General features: G+C 63.6%; 16 protein-coding genes. 6 read left to right on the top strand and 10 right to left on the bottom strand.

Going from position 1 to position 18,134, the window contains the following annotated elements; all coding sequences use genetic code 11:
- Position 1 precedes the first annotated feature (1 nt).
- From LB554_RS08885 to LB554_RS08860, 6 genes are all read right to left on the bottom strand, one after another.
- Positions 2 to 1,087, bottom strand: coding sequence for an ABC transporter ATP-binding protein (locus LB554_RS08885; protein ID WP_141905988.1), 1,086 nt, complete (start codon positions 1,085 to 1,087; stop codon positions 2 to 4).
- A 2-nt stretch (positions 1,088 to 1,089) separates the two neighbouring features.
- Entirely contained in the window at positions 1,090 to 2,136 is a 1,047-nt protein-coding gene (locus LB554_RS08880) for an NAD(P)-dependent alcohol dehydrogenase (RefSeq protein WP_224584156.1), read from the bottom strand.
- A gap of 15 nt (positions 2,137 to 2,151) precedes the next feature.
- Positions 2,152 to 2,964 (bottom strand): carbohydrate ABC transporter permease, encoded by an 813-nt coding sequence (locus tag LB554_RS08875; RefSeq protein ID WP_140824224.1) that lies wholly within the window; start codon positions 2,962 to 2,964, stop codon positions 2,152 to 2,154.
- Positions 2,961 to 3,827 carry a carbohydrate ABC transporter permease gene (locus LB554_RS08870; protein ID WP_224584155.1) on the bottom strand — a complete coding sequence of 289 codons (867 nt, stop codon included), beginning with the start codon at positions 3,825 to 3,827 and terminating at the stop codon, positions 2,961 to 2,963. Before LB554_RS08870 ends, LB554_RS08875 begins: the two co-directional genes overlap by 4 nt.
- A 118-nt stretch (positions 3,828 to 3,945) precedes the next feature.
- The gene (locus LB554_RS08865; RefSeq protein WP_140719264.1) at positions 3,946 to 5,217 is read right to left on the bottom strand and encodes an ABC transporter substrate-binding protein; all 1,272 of its coding nucleotides are present in this window, start codon (positions 5,215 to 5,217) and stop codon (positions 3,946 to 3,948) included.
- A gap of 242 nt (positions 5,218 to 5,459) precedes the next feature.
- Entirely contained in the window at positions 5,460 to 6,377 is a 918-nt protein-coding gene (locus LB554_RS08860) for an AraC family transcriptional regulator (protein ID WP_015314478.1), read from the bottom strand.
- 241 nt (positions 6,378 to 6,618) lie between these two features.
- Between LB554_RS08860 and LB554_RS08855 the strand changes: the two genes are divergently transcribed.
- Entirely contained in the window at positions 6,619 to 8,022 is a 1,404-nt protein-coding gene (locus LB554_RS08855) for an MATE family efflux transporter (RefSeq protein ID WP_224525221.1), read from the top strand.
- A gap of 173 nt (positions 8,023 to 8,195) precedes the next feature.
- On the top strand, positions 8,196 to 9,113 hold the full coding sequence (locus LB554_RS08850; protein ID WP_224584154.1) for an NADP-dependent oxidoreductase: 918 nt from the start codon (positions 8,196 to 8,198) through the stop codon (positions 9,111 to 9,113).
- Between the two features lie 147 nt (positions 9,114 to 9,260).
- On the opposite strand, the gene LB554_RS08845 is transcribed toward LB554_RS08850, so the two are convergent.
- The 4 genes from LB554_RS08845 to speB form a co-directional block, all read right to left on the bottom strand.
- Complete coding sequence (locus tag LB554_RS08845) at positions 9,261 to 9,908, bottom strand: amino acid ABC transporter permease (protein WP_224525224.1); 648 nt, start codon at positions 9,906 to 9,908, stop codon at positions 9,261 to 9,263.
- The gene (locus tag LB554_RS08840; RefSeq protein WP_015314474.1) at positions 9,905 to 10,561 is read right to left on the bottom strand and encodes an amino acid ABC transporter permease; all 657 of its coding nucleotides are present in this window, start codon (positions 10,559 to 10,561) and stop codon (positions 9,905 to 9,907) included. Before LB554_RS08840 ends, LB554_RS08845 begins: the two co-directional genes overlap by 4 nt.
- 6 nt (positions 10,562 to 10,567) lie before the next feature.
- Positions 10,568 to 11,365: a transporter substrate-binding domain-containing protein gene (locus LB554_RS08835; protein ID WP_411962619.1), complete on the bottom strand. Its 798-nt coding sequence runs from the start codon at positions 11,363 to 11,365 to the stop codon at positions 10,568 to 10,570.
- A 73-nt stretch (positions 11,366 to 11,438) separates the two neighbouring features.
- Entirely contained in the window at positions 11,439 to 12,500 is a 1,062-nt protein-coding gene (gene speB / locus LB554_RS08830; RefSeq protein ID WP_140711757.1) for an agmatinase, read from the bottom strand.
- A gap of 210 nt (positions 12,501 to 12,710) precedes the next feature.
- Between speB and gcvA the strand changes: the two genes are divergently transcribed.
- The 4 genes from gcvA to LB554_RS08810 all read left to right on the top strand — a co-directional run bounded on the left by gcvA (position 12,711) and on the right by LB554_RS08810 (position 18,013).
- Complete coding sequence (gene gcvA / locus LB554_RS08825) at positions 12,711 to 13,679, top strand: transcriptional regulator GcvA (protein ID WP_224584150.1); 969 nt, start codon at positions 12,711 to 12,713, stop codon at positions 13,677 to 13,679.
- 118 nt (positions 13,680 to 13,797) lie between these two features.
- Complete coding sequence (pncB, locus tag LB554_RS08820) at positions 13,798 to 15,102, top strand: nicotinate phosphoribosyltransferase (protein WP_015314470.1); 1,305 nt, start codon at positions 13,798 to 13,800, stop codon at positions 15,100 to 15,102.
- Between the two features lie 77 nt (positions 15,103 to 15,179).
- On the top strand, positions 15,180 to 16,550 hold the full coding sequence (locus LB554_RS08815; protein ID WP_224584148.1) for a hypothetical protein: 1,371 nt from the start codon (positions 15,180 to 15,182) through the stop codon (positions 16,548 to 16,550).
- Positions 16,551 to 16,708: 158 nt separating this feature from the next.
- A complete protein-coding gene (locus LB554_RS08810) occupies positions 16,709 to 18,013 on the top strand; it encodes an ABC transporter substrate-binding protein (protein ID WP_140824215.1) in 1,305 nt (434 codons plus the stop codon).
- The last annotated feature ends 121 nt before the right edge of the window (positions 18,014 to 18,134 follow it).

Below are 18,134 nucleotides of genomic sequence, written 5' to 3'. Positions count from 1 at the left end.
TCTATTGCTTGCGCAGGGACGCGCCCGATGTCGCGTCGAACAGGTGGATCGCTTCCTCCTCGAACGTATAGCGGACGGGCGCATGCAGCACCGGGCATTCGCGTGCCGGAACCAGTGCGCTGATCTCCTTGCCGCCGGAGCCGAAGGTCACCAGCGCGTCATTGCCATGGAATTCGATGAGATCAGCAGTGCCTTGCAATATGCCGACGGCGCCGGCGCCGGCCGTCTTCAGGTCCGGCGGGCGGATGCCCAGCACGGCGCGATCGCCCGGCTGGAGATGAAAACCCGCCCCGTCTATCGAAAGCACCGTTCCGGCGCCGGTCAGCGTCCAGCCGTTGCCGGCGCGGGCGACCGTCACATCGGCAAAATTCATGTTCGGCGTGCCGATGAAGCCGGCCACGAAAATATTGCCCGGCCGCCGGTAGATTTCCGCTGGCGAGCCGATCTGCTCGATGACGCCGTCCTTGAGCAGCACGATGCGGTCGGCAAGCGTCATCGCCTCCAGCTGGTCGTGGGTGACATAGACGGTGGTGGTCTTCAGCGACTGGTGCAGCCGCGCGATCTCGACGCGCATGTGGTTGCGCAATTTGGCGTCGAGATTGGACAACGGCTCGTCGAACAGGAACACCTTGGGCGTCTTGATCATGGCCCGGGCGATCGCCACGCGCTGCTGCTGGCCGCCGGAAAGTTCGGCCGGTTTGCGGCCGAGATAGGGGTCGAGCCCCAGCGTCCCCGACACCGCTTCGACCCGCTTGCGGATCTCGGCCGCCGGCACCTTCTGGCGCCGCAGCCCGAAGGCGATGTTGTCGAAGATCGTCATGTGCGGATAGAGCGCGTAGTTCTGGAACACCATGGCGATGCCGCGATCCCCCGGATCGAGGTCGTTGACCACCTTGCCGCCGATCGAGACCTCGCCGCCGCTGATGTCCTCCAGACCCGCCAGCATCCTGAGCAAGGTCGACTTGCCGCAGCCGGACGGGCCTAGGAACACGACGAATTCGTGCTCTTCAATGCTGAGGTTGAGATCGCGGATGACCGTGGTGGCGCCGTAGGCCTTGTCGACGTGGGAGCAAACGATCGCGGACATGGTCAGCCCTTTTCGCCTGTAAGCAGGATCTGCAGCTTCACGTCCTGCGGCTTGCCTTCGGCGGCCCGTTCGAACGCCTTGATGCTGTCGGCGAAATCATAGGTGCCGGTGATCAGCGGCTTGAGGTCGACCTTGCCGGAGGCGATGAGCTGCAGGGCGCGGTCGAAGATGTTGGCGTAGCGGAACACCGTCTCGATGCGCACTTCCTTCGAGATCGCCGCCGGTACGTTGAGGGTCACCGGCTCCACCGGCAGCCCGACCAGCACCACCGCGCCACCTGGCCGCACGACATCGAACAGGTCGGCGAAGGCCTTGGGGCTCCCGCTCGCCTCGAAGACGATGTCGGCGCCCCAATTGTTGGTCGCCGCCGCGACGGCGTCGACCAGCGACTGCTCGTCGATATTGACCGGCACGATGCCGGCATATTGCGCTGCGATCTTCAGCTTGGGCGCGGAAAAGTCGGAAATCAGCACTTTCGAACAGCCGCCGGCAAGGGCGGCAAGCGCGATCATGATGCCGATCGGGCCGCAGCCGACGACGACGGCGACATCGCCTGGAACGATGCGGGCACGGCTCGCCGCCTGCATGCCGATGGCGAAGGGCTCGACCATGGCGCCCTCGGCGAAGGAGACATTGTCGGGCAGCCTGTAGGTGAAAGCCGCCGGGTGCACGGCATAGGGAGCAAGAATGCCGTGCACCGGCGGCGTCGCCCAGAAAGTGACGTCCGGGTCGACATTGTAGATGCCGAGTTTTGTCGCGCGCGACGACAGGTTCGGCACGCCGGGCTCCATGCAGACGCGGTCGCCGACCTTCAGACTCCTGACATTGGCGCCGACCTCGACGATTGTGCCGGCGGCTTCGTGGCCGAGCACCATCGGCGCCCGCACGACATAGCTGCCGATGGCGCCATGCGTATAATAGTGCACGTCGCTGCCGCAGACGCCGACCGTGTGGATGGCGATCCTGACGTCGTCGGGTCCGACATCGAGCGGCAACGCGATCTCGCGCAGCGACAGTTCGCCTTTTTTCTCAAGTACCAAAGCCCGCATCGGGTCGTCCTCACTTCAAGTCTTTTTTTGCCGGAAAACGGAATTCAGGAAACCGCTGAGAACGCCGAGGAAAAGCAGCGGCGGCAGCGACAGGAGCACGACCGAGGCGTTCAAAATCCCCCACGGCACGTTCATGCCTTGCTGGGAGAGTTCGGAGGCGACGATCGGCAAGGTCTTGGCATTGGAACTCGACAGCATCAGCGCGATCAGGAACTCGTTCCAGACCAGCACGAAGCTGAAGGCAATCGCGCCGATCAGCGAACGGGCAGCCACGGGCAGCGCGATCCGCCAGAACACCGCGTAAGCGCCGTAACCGTCAACGAAGGCGGCTTCCTCGATTTCCTTCGGCACGGCTTGGAAGGCTGGAATGGCCAGCCACATGATCACCGAGATGGTCAGCAGGGAGTAGGTGACGATCAAAGCCGGCAAAGTGTCGTAGAGGCCGAGTTGCAACCAGATCACCATCAGCGGGATCGCCACCGCCACCGGCGGCAGGAAACGCAGCGACAGCACGAAGAACTGGATGTCGCCGGCCCAGCGGTTGGGATAGCGCGCCACCGCGTAGGCCGCGGGCAGGCCAAGCACGACGCCGATCAGCACGGCCGTGCCGCAGGCGACGACCGAATTGTAGAGGCCGGTGATGACGCTGTCGCGGCCAAGGATATAGCTGATATTGGCTAGCGTCGGCGTGAACACGACGCGCGGAACGCGGGTGATGATGTCGACGCTGTTCTTCAGCGAATTGAGCGCAGTCCACAGCAGCGGGAACACGGCCAGAAATCCGGCGAAGGCCAGGACGGCCTTGGCGATGATGCGGCCGGGCCTCATGCCTGCACCCGCTTCCACAGCATGGTGAAGGTGATGACGGTGGCGATCATCATCAGCACGGCCATCGCCGAGGCGTAGGAGACCTTGCCGGACTCGATGAAGCCTTGCGAGAAGGCGTACATGTCGAGCGTTTCGGTTGCCACGCCGGGGCCGCCGCGGGTCATCACATAGATCAGGTCGAAGGAGCGCAGCGACTCGATCATCTTGACGAACATCAGGCTGATCAGCGGCGCCTTCAGCATCGGCAAGGTGACGTAGGCGTGGATCTGCCAGCGCCGGGCGTGGTCGAGTCGGGCCGCCTCGATCGGCTGCGGCGGCAACGTCTCCAGCAGCTTGAGCACGATGACGGCGAAGAACAGGCCCCACTGCCAGACATCGACCGAGGCGACGGCGAACAGCGCCGTCGCGGGCTTGGACAGCGGGTCGAAGATCAAGCCGCCGGTAATGAGCCGGTAGGGATAGGTGGCGATGCCGTAGAGGGGATGGTAGGCGAACTTCCAGACGAAAGCGGCCGAGACGCGCGGCAGCAGCACCGGGATGATGAACAGCAGGCAGTAGAGATTGCGCAGGCGCGGCGAGGCGGCCTCGAACATCAGCACGCCGAGCCCGATCGCCACCACCATCGTTGCCACGACGGTGACCACCTCCCACTTCACCGACACCCAGACGGCGTTGAGGAAGCGGCGGTCGGAGAATAGATCAAAGAAGTTCGAGAACCAGACCCAGGAATAGGCCGTCGAGCTCAGCTCGCGGTTCTGCAGGGCGATGATGATCGCGTAGAGCGTCGGCACCATCGACAGGATCAGCAGAATGACCAGCGTCGGCACGACAAAGGTGACCGGCAGGGATGAACGTCGAGGCATTGGTCTCAGGCCTTGCTGTGTCTCTGATATCTGGACATGACGGGCAGGCCCTCATGCGACGCACAGATTCCGGCGGTCCCGAGACTGCCGCGAACCGCGCGCCGCAAGAGGGAGGGACCTACTTCTTCACCAGCTCATTGGCATAGGCCTCGAGCTCGTTGAGGCTGCCCTTGACGTCGGTGCGCGTGCCGGCGATCAATTCCTCGAGGATGATGCCCCAGCGGTCGCCGAGATCCGGCCAGCGTGGATCCTGCCAGAAGTTCACGGCCGTCACCTTGCCTGTTTCGGCAAGCGCCTGGCCGAGATCGGCGCCGTAGATATCGGCGAACTCCTTGCTGGACAGGATGCTGGTGCGGTTCAGCTCACCGAACTGGTGGGCGTCGAGCCGGCGCTTCTCGTTTTCCTTCGACGTTGCCCAGGCGATGAACAGGCCGGCGCATTTCTTCGAAGCGTCGTCGGCATTGGCTTTTGCCGCGATGGCGAGGCCATGACCGTAGCCGCCGCCGGGAAGTGGCGAGGGCGGCGGCAGGAAGCCGATCTTGCCGACCACTTGCGAGGTTTTCGGATCGACCGCCATGCCCGAAAGCGGCGTCGATTCGACGAGGATCGCGACCTGGCCCGACAGGAAGGCGCCGGTCGATTCGTCCCAGCTGCCGGTCTGCGTGCCGGGTGCCGAATCCTTGAACAGCTTCAAATAGGTCTCGGTCGCCTTGACCGCGGCCTCGGAATTGAAGGCCGGCTTGTCGCCGTCGAACCACTTGCCGCCATAGGCCTTGAAGAACGGCATCCAGCGCCAGACATTGGCGCCCGAGCCGCGTGCGCCCCGCAACGCGATGCCATACATGCCCTTGTCGGCATTGGTCAGCTTCGGCACGTCGGCGATCAGCTCGTCCAGCGTCTTGGGCGGCTGGATGCCGGCGGCCTCCAGCACGTCCTTGCGGTAGACCATCAGGTCGCCGCCGCCGGTCAGCGGCGCGAACCAGACCTTGCCGTCATAGGTGGCGACCTTCTGGCGGCCCGGGTCGAAGTCGGCATAGTCGTAGTCGGCCGGATAAAAATCGGTCAGCGGCACGATCCACTTCGACGAGGCGAAAAGCGCCACATTTGCTTCATCGACATAGTAGACGTTGTAGTTGCCCACTGTGGACGCGTCCGCGCGCGACTTGGCGCGGCGATCGTTCTCATTGAGATAATCGATCTTGAAGCTCGCGCCGGAGAGCTTCTCGAACTCGGCCTTTGAGTCCTCCAGAAGCGTCAGGCCGTCGCGTGGCTGCGCCAGCACCTTGACCGGTGCCGAGCAGACCGGCGCCTGCGCCAGGGCTAGGGTTGAAACGGTAGCGGAAAGCACGAAAGCTGCGCCAAGGCTGGCAGCGAGCCGAACTGGTTTCATGATCTTTTTCTCCTCCAGGAATACGTCGCAGGAAACGCAGGTCATCGGGTTGCGCGATCCTCACCATCGCCCGGACGACATGCCACCCGTCGCCAAAATGCGCAGTTGCGATGGGGCAAGCTAGAAGCCCCGTTGCAGCCGACCTGTACTTTTATGCATTGTGCAGCGCAAAAATCGGCGCCCATATAGGGGACGCGTCACACGAGTATCGATCTGGTCCAAAAGGGTGATTCAGGATGCGCTTATGCGCGCATCGCCAGACGCTGCCGCGACAGCTTGCGATAGGATGACGGCGTCATCTTGTGCTTGCGCAGGAAGGCGCGGTTGAAGTTGGATATGTTCATGTAGCCGACCTGGAAACAGATGTCGGTGATCGGCACATCGGTATCAGCCAGGAGCTTGCACGCCTGCCACAGCCTGAGCTTGGCAAGATGGTCGCTGAAGGAATTGCCGGTGTTCTTCTGGAAGAACCGCGAGAAGGTGCTTTCGCTCATGCCGGCCAGCTCGGCCACGTCAGGCAGCTTCAGATCCTCGGCGAAATGCTGGAACAGATAGGTCAGCGTGCGCTGGATGATGTCGAGCGAGGCGGCATCGAGAACCGGCTGGAAGTTCGGTGACGACAACAGCTCATACTCATCGGTCCGGGCCAGCAGGTCGACCAGTTCGAGGAACAGGCAGAACCGGGCCAGCCCATGCACCGTACCCATCCGCTCCATCAGCGCGGCGCCTTCAAGCGCGGTCCCGCCGTGGAAGACCATGCCGCGCAGAGACCGTTCCAGGAACGGCTCCAGTTCGCGCAATTCCGGCAGCATGTCAGCCGATCCTCGCAGCCGCTCGGCATCGAATTGCAGCACGATGTCGCGACCCTCGATCAACTCGCCTGGCTGCACCGCGGTGACCCAGTCATGCGGCAGGCCGCCACCGACGATGGTGAGGTAGCCCGGCCCGAACTCGCCAATATGGTCGCCGACCAGGACCACGCCGGAGGATTTCCGCAGCAGGTGGATCTCGTATTCCGGATGGAAGTTCCAGACGTTGCGCTCCCAGGGATAGTCGTCCAGCCGCCACAGGAAACTGTCGCTCGCCTCGGTGACGATATGCTCGAAGGAAGGCGCCGTGCGCGGGATCGCCGCCGTGTTCTTTCTGCGTCTGAACGCCATCCTGCTTCCCATATTCGCCCGCCGCCGACGTTTTAATCCGGAGCAGCCCGGGCCGGCAAGGGAACGAGGCGACGCCTCCCGGCAATGGCGCTGGCTCAATCTGTTCTCGCGCCCCTCCCTTGCCTTCATGTCGCATTTCGTTCAAGAGACGGCGCAAACGCCGCGAAACCGAAGGTTTTGCCGTTTGCAATGCGGCTTCCGGCTCTTTGCCGACGCGCCGCAACCTTGAAAGAGCAGGACAATGTCCGCGATCGAAGCCGGCGCTCGCGCGCCGGAAAATCTTTGGCGTCAGGAAATCAGGGCGACGCTGGCGCTGGCCTGGCCGATGGTGCTGACCAATCTCGGCCAGACGGCGATGACCGCCACTGACGTCATGATGATGGGCCGCCTCGGCGCGGACACGCTGGCCAGCGGCGCGCTCGGCGCCAACCTGTATTTCATGCCGCTGATCTTCGGCCTCGGCCTGATGCTGGCGACCTCGCCGATGATCGCCACCGAGCTTGGCCGCCGCCGCTATTCCGTACGTGACCTGCGCCGCACCGTGCGCCAGGGCCTGTGGTTGGCGATCCTGATCTCGGTCCCGATCTGGCTCGTGCTGTGGCACGGCGAGGCCATCCTGCTGGCCATGGGCCAGGAGCCGGCGCTGGCGCGTCAGGCCGGCATTTACCTGCGCTGGCTGGAGTGGGCGGTGCTGCCCTTCTACGGCTACATCGTGCTGCGCTCGTTCATCTCGGCGCTGGAGCGGCCGGGCTGGGCGCTGGTCATCGTCTTCGTCGCCGTGGCCTTCAACGTGTTCGCCAACTGGGTGTTCATGTTCGGCAATCTCGGTGTTCCGGCCATGGGCATCGCCGGCTCGGGCCTTGCGACCTCGCTGTCCTCAACGCTGATGTTCGCCGGCATGGCTGTCGTGGTGATGTGGGAGAAAAAATTCCGGCGCTATCACCTGTTCGGCCGCTTCTGGCGATCCGACTGGCCGCGCTTCAAGGGCCTGCTGCGGCTCGGCCTGCCGATCGCCGGCATCCTTGCCTTCGAGGTGACGATCTTCAATGCCGCCGCCCTGCTGATGGGCCTGATCGACGCGGATTCGCTGGCCGCGCACGCCATCGCCATCCAGATCGCCTCGATTTCCTTCATGGTGCCGCTCGGCCTCAACCAGGCGGTGACAGTGCGGGTCGGGCTTGCCCATGGCGCCGGCAATCCCGAAGGTGTGTCGCGTGCCGGCTGGACCGCCTTCGTCATCGGCGTTTCCTTCATGGCGCTGATGGGGCTGGTGATGGTGCTTTGGCCGCATCTCCTGATCAGCGCCTTCATCGACCTTGGCAATCCCGCCAATGCCAGGGTGATCGCGCTAGCCGTTTCGTTCCTGGTTTTCGCCGCCCTGTTCCAGGTCTTCGACGGCGCGCAGGCGGTTGCCGCCGGCATGCTGCGCGGCCTGCACGACACCAAGGTCCCGATGATCTATGCCGCGATCGGCTATTGGGGTGTCGGCCTGCCGCTCGGCGTGCTGCTCGCCTTCCATTTCGGCTTCCACGGCGTCGGCATCTGGATCGGCCTGTCTTCGGGGCTGGCCGTGGTGGCAGCGCTGCTTCTTGCCCGCTGGCTGCGCCGCGACCGCATCGTGCCGTCAGGCGCGTTCGGACATTGAACGCAAGACGGCCGCCGACCCGGCGGCCGTTCGTCCCAACATTGTGACTCATCAAATGGCGCCTTCAGATCGGCCCACGGACGCCCGCTAGAGAAGGCCCTGGCATGAGATATTGAACGGTTCCCAAGCGGCAAACGTTTCCACCAAGAGACAAATGACCGAGGAGAATTATCATGAAGGCAATTGTGGTGACGGACCAGGCTGCGGGAACGGCCGGGATGAAGCTGGTGGAGCGGCCTGAGCCGCAGCCAGCGATAAACGATGTCGTCGTTCAGGTTCATGCTTCGGGATTCGTCCCGACCGAGCTGGCATGGCCCTCGACCTGGACCGACCGCCGCGGCCTTGACCGAACACCGTCGATCCTTGGGCACGAGCTGGCCGGAGTTGTCATCGCACTCGGGTACGGCACAACGGGACTGTCGGTAGGTCAGAGAGTATTCGGCCTCGCCGACTGGCATCGCGACGGCACGCTCGCGGAGTATGTAGCCATGGAAGCACGCAACCTCGCGCCGCTGCCGGGCGCCGTCGACTTCACGGTGGGCGCAAGCCTGCCGATCTCGGGTCTCACCGCGTGGCAGGGACTCTTCCAGCATGGCCGGCTTCAGGCGGGGCAGAGCGTCCTCGCGCACGGTGCGGCCGGCGCGGTCGGGTCGATGGTGACGCAACTTGCACGAGAGGCGGGCGCCTACGTCATCGGCACCGGACGCGCCGCCGACCGTCAGACGGTGCTCGAATTTGGCGCGAATGAGTTCGTCGACCTCGAGAACGACGCCCTCGAAGACGTGGGCGAAGTCGCTCTCGTGTTCGATGTGATCGGCGGGGAAATCGGGAAGCGGTCCGCCGGCCTGATTCGAGCCGGAGGAACACTGGTGTCCGTCGTCGGATCGACAGAGGCGCGGCCTGCCGACGGCCTGGCGGTCGACTTCGTTGTCGAGTCCGATCGTGGCCAACTGAGGGAGATCGTCCAGCGGGTGCGGGACGGACGACTGCGGACGAACATCGGCAACGTTTCGACCCTCAACGATGCCGTCGCCGCCTTCAACCCTATCGGGCGACGCACTGGGAAGACGATCATCCGCGTTCGTCCGTGAGGATTTGGAAATGGCGAGGGGCAAGGGTCCTCGTCGGTCGAAAGCTGAGCATCCAGCAGATCAAATGACCTTCAAGAGGCGTTCGAACGCTAGGCACCGGGAGTTTGCGGCCGCCGTCGATGTTGGCCAGCGCAACATGCTCTCGGCTCATCGAGCCGCCGCTCGTTGTTCGAGCCGTCGCGCATACTGCGTCAGCGGAAAGCATAGGGCGAAGAAGATCAGCGCCACCAGCCCATAGACCTTGAACGGTTCGAAGGTGGCGTTGTTGATGGCGTTTGAGGTTCGCACCAGCTCCTCGAAGCCGATGATCGAGGTCAGCGCGGTCGACTTGATCAGCTGCACCAGGAAACCGACCGTCGGCGCGCGGGTGATCGCGAACGCCTGCGGCAGGATGATCAGCCTGAGCTCCTGCAGATAGTGCAGGCCGAGGCTGGCGCCGGCATCCCATTGGCCCAATGGCAGCGCATCGACGCCAGAGCGCCAGATTTCGGCCAGATAGGCGCTGGCGAAGAAGGTGAGGCCGAGCACCGCCGCCGTCCACGGCTCGATGCGCAGGCCAAGCATCGGCAGGCCGAAGAACATGAGGAACAGCTGCATCAAGAGCGGCGTCCCCTGGAACAAGGCGATGTAACCGGAGGCGAAGCGTCGGCTCCATTTATTCTTGGCGATCCTCAGGAACAGCACCGCCATTCCGACCAGCGCGCCGCCGACGAAGGCGGCCAGCGACAAAAGCACCGTCCAGCGCGCGGCAAGCAGAAGGTTGCGCACGATGTCCCAGAGGGTGAATTCGATCATGACACGCCAGCTCCGAGCGCGCGGCGGCCGCCTGCAACCAGCAGCCGCCGCAAGGCCATCGACATCAAGAGATAGACCAGCGTGACGACGAAATACGTCTCGAAAGAACGGAAAGTGCGCGCCTGCAGCATGTCGGCCTCATAGGTGAGCTCGCGCACCGCGATCTGCGACACCACGGCTGATTCCAGCATCATGATGACGATCTGGCTGGTCAGCGCGGGATAGATGATCTTGAGCGCCTGCGGCAGCACGATCTTGATGAACACCTGGCGCGGCCTCAGCCCAAGCGCCAGGGCCGCTTCCGTCTGCCCGTGCGGCACCGCGTCAAGGCCGGCGCCGACGATCTCGATCGTGTAGGCGGCCATGTTGAGCGTCATCGCCAGCATGGCGGCCAGGATCGGATCGAGCCTGATGCCGAGGCTAGGCAGGCCGAAGAAGATGAAGAACAGCTGCACCAGGAACGGCGTGTTGCGCATCACCTCGACATACCAGCCGATGGCCCGGCGCAGCAGCGCGGGGCCGCTTCGCCGCCCGGCGGCACCGAGGATGCTGAGCAGCGTGCCCGCAAGCGTGGTGACGGCGATCAAAAGGATCGTCGTCGCCGCGCCGTGCGCGATGTCGGCCACGGCACCTGGAAGCCAGCCGAAGGCCACGGCAACTCAATCCTTGAGGTTGTCGGGATTGAGCGGCGTCTTCAGCCAGGCCTTCGAGCTTTCGTCAAGCTTGCCGTCGGCCAGCATCTTGGCAATGGCGTCGTTGACCGCCTTCTTGAGGGCATCCTCATGCTTGTTGAGGCCGATATGCGAAGGCGAGGTCAGAAGCTGAAACTTCTGCTCCGGCTTCAGCGCATCCTGCTTGGCCAGCACCTGCGCGCCGACATCGTTGCCGACGACCATCAATTGGGTCTGGCCTGAGATGAAGGCCTGGATCACTGAATTGTAGTTGTCGAAACGCTTGATGTCCGCCGAGGCCGGTGCTGCTTCGGTGAGCGAGGTGTCTTCCAACGTGCCGCGATTGACGGCGATCGACTTGCCGGCAAGATCTTCCTTGCCTTTGACTGGCATTGCCGCCGGACCGATCACCGCGATGTAATAGGGCGCGTAGGCAGCGGCGAAGTCGATGACCTGCTCGCGCTCTTTCGAGTAGCCGACGCTCATCAGGATGTCGACGCGATGGTCGTTCAAATAGGGGATGCGGTTCTGGCCGGTGACGGCAACGGTGTTGAGCTTCACCTTGAGCGCGTCGGCGATGTACTGCGCCACATCCATGTCATAGCCCTTGAGGCTCATGTCGGCACTGGCCGAGGAAAAGGGCGGGAAGTCGGCGAAGACGCCGACATTGATGGTGCCGGCCTTGGTGATGTCGGCCAGCGCGTCGGCATTGGCGGCTTGCGTGGCGAAGCCGGCTAACCCCACGAGCAGAACGGCGGCGATGGATGATTTGCGGTGGATTGTCATTGTCATTCCCCTTCTGGAAGCTTTGATTGTTTGGGTCGGCCGCCGGCTCCAGTGCGGCGGCCGCCTTTCTCTGTCAGGCCCCCTTGCCTGATACTGCCGGGCTGAACACCATCAGGCTCAGGATCTCGAACAGCACCTGCGCGCCGGCGTGCGCCGTGTTGGTGGTGGCGTCATATTGCGGCGCCACCTCGACGACATCGCCACCGACAATGTTGAGACCCTTGAGGCCGCGCAGCAGTTCGAGCACTTCGCGCGTCGTCAGCCCGCCGACTTCCGGCGTGCCGGTGCCCGGTGCGAAGGCGGGATCGACGCTGTCGATGTCGAAGGACACATAGGTCGGGCCGTCACCGACTATTCTGCGCGCCTTCTCGATGATGGCGGGAATGCCGAGACCGGTCACCTCCTCGGCATGGACCACGGTCATCCCGGACTCGTAGGTGAATTCCCACAAATATTCGGCCGAGCCGCGGATGCCGATCTGGATGGTGCGCGTCGGATCGAGCACGCCGTCCAGCACCGCGTTGCGGAACGGGCCCCCATGGTGGAATTTGGTCAGGTCGAACAGGCCGCTGGTGTCGCAATGGGCGTCGATGTGGATCAGGCCGACCGGCGCCTTCTTGCCGACCGCCTTCAGGATCGGGTGGGTGATCGAATGGTCGCCGCCGACCGACAACGGGATGACCCCGGCGTCGACGATCTGGTTGATGCGCCGCTCGATATCCTCATGGCTGGTCTCCAGCCGGTAGCGGCTCTGGAACGGAACGTCGCCGATGTCGGCGACCCTGAGTTCATGCGTCGGCGCGCATTCCAGCACATGATTGTAGGGGCCGATGCGCTCGATCGCCCGCAAGGCGCGCGGCCCGAAGCGCGAGCCCGGCCGGTTGGTGACGCCGAGATCCATCGGCACGCCTGTTATCGCCACCTGCAGGTCGCCGAAGTCCGGATTGTCCGCTGCGATTTCGCGGTAGGGCGCGGCAAGGAAGGTCGGGATGCCGGAATAGGGCGCCAGCCGCGTGCCGCTCTTGGAAAAGATCTTGTCGGCGACCTTGCGAAATTTCGGGTCGAACATCTCGCCGCCATGGCTCTCGCCATATTTGCGACGCAGCGCATCGAGCTTGCCGCGATCGTATCCCATATCCGCTCCTCCTCGGCTGACGCAGTAGTGCCGGCGGTGACCTCGGGCGAACCGACCGTCATCCGGCCGGGCCGTTGTCCGGCTGGCAGTCTGCAGATTTCACGTCTTGATGTTGTTCCGGATCAAAGTGTCCGGCAGCCGCTTTGAAAAAGCAATTGATATTGTTAGGGTGTTTCCTGTGAGAAAATCTCACAATAAAGCCGAGCATCCATGGCCAAGCGCCTGCCACCTCTCAACCCGCTGCGCGCCTTCGAGGCCACGGCCCGCCATGCCTCGCTGACCAAGGCGGCGAGCGAACTGAATGTCACGCACGGCGCCATCAGCCATCAGATCAAGGCGCTGGAGCAATCGCTTGGCGTCAAGCTGTTCGAGCGCGTCGGCCAGCGGGTCAAGCTGACCCCGCATGGCGCCGAACTTTTGCCGGCGGTATCGGTCGCCTTCGACGGCATCGCCGCCGCCACCCAACGGCTGACGCGGCCGGCAAGCAGCGGCGCGCTGTCGGTGTCCTGCGTGCCTGCGTTGCTGCTCTTGTGGATGACGCCGAGGCTGGGCAGCTTCACCGCGCAATATCCCGACATTCAGCTGACGCTCATTCCCTCCAACGATCCCAGGGATATCCGGGCGCCGCATATCGATGTCTGCGTGCACTATGGCGATGGCAGCTGGGCCGATTGCTGGATGCGCAAATGGTCGGGCCTGGAACTGTTCCCGGTCGTCAGCCCGACGCTGATCAACAACCGGCCGATCCGCAATGTTCGCGACCTCGCCGACCATGTCTTGCTGCATGGCGACGATGGCCGCGAGTGGCACACCTGGTTGGCCGCCGCCGACGCGCTGGACCTGGAGCGCGGCCGGCGCCATCATCTCGGCGATGCACGCATGACAGCGGAAGCCGCCGTCCATGGCCACGGCGTTGCGCTGGGCGACTCGGTGACGGCAAGCGCCCTGCTGGCCAGGGGCATGCTGGTCGCGCCGTTCAGTCTGTCAGTGCCGGCGGTCGACGATTTCTATGTCGTTTGCCGCAACGAAATGCGGACGACGCCGATCGTGCAGGTGTTCATCGACTGGCTGTTTGCCGAGAAGGCCGAGGATGACGGCCGCGCCGACGCCCCGGTTGCGGGCCGCCTCGTCACCCGCCGCAAACGTCCCGCGCTTAAGGTGATGGGCAAACCCACATAGCCGCATGCAGGGCTTTCTTTTTGTCGGGCCAGCCTGAAAGCGGGCAGCGTTTTTGCCAATTCGATGCTATGAGGCCTGTCGCGATTGTGGGTGGCAGGCAGCGAAGGCGGCAGCAAGCATGGCAAAGACCGATATTGCGCGGCGTGTCTATAACCACACCTGGAAGCTCGACCCGATCGTGCGCAGCCTGCTCGATACGGATTTCTACAAGCTTTTGATGCTGCAGATGATCTGGGGCATGTACCCCAAGGTCGACACCACCTTCTCGCTGATCAATCGGACGACTTCGGTCCGCCTCGCCGACGAGATCGATGAAGGCGAGCTGCGCGAACAACTCGACCATGCCCGCACCTTGCGCTTCTCCAAGAAGGAAATGATCTGGCTGGCCGGCAACAATTTCTACGGCCGCAAGCAGATTTTCGAGCCGGAATTCCTCGCCTGGCTGGAAGGCTTCCGGCTGCCCGACTATGAGCTTTCCAAGCGTGACGGCCAGTACGAGCTCTCTTTCTCCGGCCCCTGGATGTACACCACGCTTTGGGAGATCCCCGCGCTCGCCATCATCAATGAATTGCGTTCGCGTGCCGCTTTGCGATCGTTCGGGCCTTTTACGCTCGACGTGCTCTATGCCCGCGCCAAGGCCAAGATGTGGGCCAAGACCGAACGGCTGAAGGCGCTGCCCGGCATCCGCATCTCGGATTTCGGTACCCGCCGGCGCCATTCCTTCCTGTGGCAGCGCTGGTGCGTCGAGGCGCTCAAGGAAGGCATCGGCGAGGCTTTCACCGGCACCTCCAACGTGCTGCTGGCCATGGACAATGATCTCGAAGCGCTGGGCACCAACGCGCATGAACTGCCGATGGTGTTTGCCGCCCTTGCCAATTCGGAAAAAGAGCTGAAGCAGTCGCCCTACAAGGTGTTGCAGGACTGGCAGCGCTACTATGGCGGCAATCTCTTGATCGTGCTGCCCGATGCCTTCGGTACCGCCTCGTTCCTGCGCGACGCGCCGGACTGGGTCGCCGACTGGACCGGCTTCCGCCCCGACAGCGCGCCGCCGATCGAAGGTGGCGAAAAAATCATCGACTGGTGGCGCGAGAAGGGCAAGGACCCCAGGCAGAAGCTGCTGATCTTCTCCGACGGGCTTGAGGTCGAGACCATCGAGGAGACCTACCGTCATTTCAAGGGCAAGGTGCGCATGTCCTTCGGCTGGGGCACCAACCTGACCAACGACTTCGAAGGCTGCGCGCCGACGCAAACCAACAGCCTCGACGCCATATCGCTGGTCTGCAAGGTCACCGAGGCCAATGGCCGGCCGGCGGTCAAGCTTTCCGACAACCCGGCCAAGGCGACCGGCGATCTCAAGGAGATCGAGCGGTATTTGAGGATATTTGGGCAGAAGGATCGCGTGGAGCAACTGGTCAAGGTTTGAGGGTGGTCGGGCTCTTGGACAGTTCGAGTTCTGTCGTAGAACGCCTCCGTCTGCCGTTCGCCTTATGGTTCTCGGCCTTGTGGCTCGTCTCCCCCACTCTCGCCTTCGCCCACGCCTCCGACCGCGGCCACGTCCTGCTCCTTCCTACCGGCTATTATCTCGCCGGCGGCGCTTTCGCCGTGGCCGCCAGTTTCCTTGTCTTGGCATTGCTGCCGTCCGACACCCTCGACCGTTTCTGGCGCCGACGCCTGCCGCTATTCGCCTTCGGCGACAGCGTCCGCGCAGCCATCAGCCTGGCATCCTTTGCCGGCTTTGCAATTCTCCTCGCCGCCGGCTTCATCGGCAGCCGCGACCCGCTCTCCAACCCGCTGCCACTGGTGGTGTGGACGCTGCTATGGGCCGGCCTGACACTGCTGCAAGGCGTGTTCGGCGATATCTGGTCGTGGCTCAACCCCTGGTACGGCCCGTGGCGGCTACTGTCGCGGCTGACCGGCGGAAGCGATGACGGGTTCAGGCAACTTCCGCAATGGCTCGGCTGCTGGCCGGCTGTCATGCTGTTTTTTGCCTTCGCCTGGTTCGAACTCGTCTATCCCGCTCCCGACGATCCGGCGCGGCTGGCCTTTGCCGCCGGCCTCTACTGGCTGTTCACCCTGCTGGCCATGCTGGTGTTCGGTTACGAAAAATGGAGCCGCAGCGGTGAATTCCTCGGCATCTTCTTTTCGGTGGTGGCGCGCTTCGCGCCGATCAAGCGCGGCGACAAAGGCCGTCTTGCGCTGTGCTGGCCGGGCGCCAAACTGCTCCGGGCCCAGCCGCTGCCCGCCAGCGGCATCGCCTTCCTGCTGCTCGCTTTGTCCTCGGTCTCCTTCGACGGCCTGTCGAAGACCTTCTCCTGGCTCGGCCTGTTCGGCATCAATCCGCTCGAGTTTCCGGGCCGCACGGCCGTGATCGGCAGCGGCACGCTTGGGCTCGTTATGACATTCGTGCTGCTCGCGGCGGTGTTCCTGCTTGCCGTCGTCCTCGGCCAGCGTCTTGCCCGCGGCGGCCAGCCTTTCGCCCAGGCAGCCGGCATGCTGGTGTGGTCGATCGTGCCGATCGCGCTCGCCTACCATGTCGCGCATTATCTGACGGCGCTGCTGGTCGACGGCCAATATGCGCTGGCCTCCCTGTCCGATCCCTTCGCGCTTGGCTGGAACCTGTTCGGCACCGCCGACATGCAGGTCGAGGCCGGCATCGTCGCCGGCGCGGTGTCGGCATGGTGGCTGTGGAATGTCCAGGCGGGCGCCATCATCCTTGGCCATGTGCTCGCTGTCCTCGTCGCGCACGGCTTTGCCTGGCGCCTGCATCCCCAGCCTGCCCGCGCCGCGCTCAGTCAGTTTCCGCTCACCGTGTTGATGATCGCCTACACCATTTTCGGTCTCTGGCTGCTTGCCACGCCGACAGTCGGATGAGACAAGCCATCTCCTGTGAGCCATGCCCCGAAGGAAAGCTCGCTTGCCAGGCCAAGCCTTTGGTGATTTAGTTTGTATACATGCAATTTTGCATCCTCTTGCCGAGGATGTTCGAGCCGCCTTATCGTTGGTCAAAACACAAAAACAGGGGAACGAACGTGACTGACAAGAACGGATTTTTCGATCTCTCCAAAACCACACTCACCCGCCGTACCACGCTGAAGGGCCTCGCCGCCGGCGCTGGCCTCGCCATGGCGCCCGGCTTCGTCCGCTACTCCCAGGCACAGAGTTCGGCGCCGATCAAGATCGGCTTCCAGTCGCACCGCACCGGCATTGGCGCCGCCTATGGCCGCTGGTACGAGAAGACGACCGCCGCTGCGATCAAGGCGATCAATGCCGCCGGCGGCATCAATGGCCGTCAGGTCGAGGTGATCATCGAGGATGACGGCACCGATCCCGGCCGCGGCGCCGAAGTGATCGGCAAGTTCGCCACCCAGCACAAGACCGACATCGTCTTCGGTACGCTGTTCTCGCATGTCGTCATCGGATCGGCGCCTGCCGCCGGCGAAAACAAGATGCCCTACTTCGTCGTCAGCGAAGGTCACCATGTCGCCTCGACCAAGCTCAACCGCTATGTCTTCCAGCCCGGCATCACCGACGTGAAGAGCCAGATCCAGTCGATGGCGCCATGGATCGCGGCCAATGCCGGCAAGAAGGTGACGCAGATATTCCCCGATTTCGCCTTCGGCTACGACCATCGCGACTACCTGCCGCCGGCGCTGAAGGCGCAAGGCGCCGAGGTGATCGCGCAGATCGCCATTCCGCCGACGGAATCGTCCTTCACCAAATACTTCCCGCAAATCCCGCCCGAGACCGAGGTGATCTACCACGTCATGGTCGGCCCGGCGGTGCTCACCTTCGTCAAGGAACTCGGCGAGTTCTACGGTTCCAACCGGCCGCAACTCTTCGGCTTCATCGATTCGCTGGAAGCCGTGGACATCAACAGCCCCGGCCTCGAATTCCTCGACGGCAGCCATTTCTGGGAAGGCTCGCCGCGCTACGCCCAGCCCGACGACACCGAAGCGCAGAAGGCCTATCGGGCCGCTGTCGGCATCGACGACAATGGCGCCGCCGTCGGCGACGCCAAGGATGTCTCCACCGCCGCGCACATGTTCGGCTGCTGGGAAACGCTCTACGTCGTCAAGAAGGCGATGGAAGACGCCGGCTACAAGGGGCCGGAAGACCGCGCCAAGCTGGTCGAGGCGACCGAGGCGCTGAAGGAATTCGCCGAAGGCCCGGAGCATCCGCAGGGGCCAAAAACCTTCAATGGCAAGATCCACCAGTGCTTTGGCATCCAGAATATCTCCAAGGTCGAGGGCGGCAAGCTGAAGGTCGTGCACAAGACCAAGATCGAGGACGGGCTTTACGAGGCCGAAGGGGATTACACGACGCAGGCGCTGTGAACTTGGCCATCTAGCAAGCGTGAGCGCCGAGGCACCCCCCTCTGCCCTGCCGGCCATCTCCCCCGCAAGGGGGGAGATCGGCAGTTCGTATGGCAGCGCCCATCTGCCCGCGTTGATGATT

Source organism: Mesorhizobium sp. CO1-1-11, from assembly GCF_020164995.1.
Lineage (GTDB): Bacteria > Pseudomonadota > Alphaproteobacteria > Rhizobiales > Rhizobiaceae > Mesorhizobium > Mesorhizobium australicum.
This window is presented reverse-complemented; position numbering and strand designations above follow the sequence as displayed.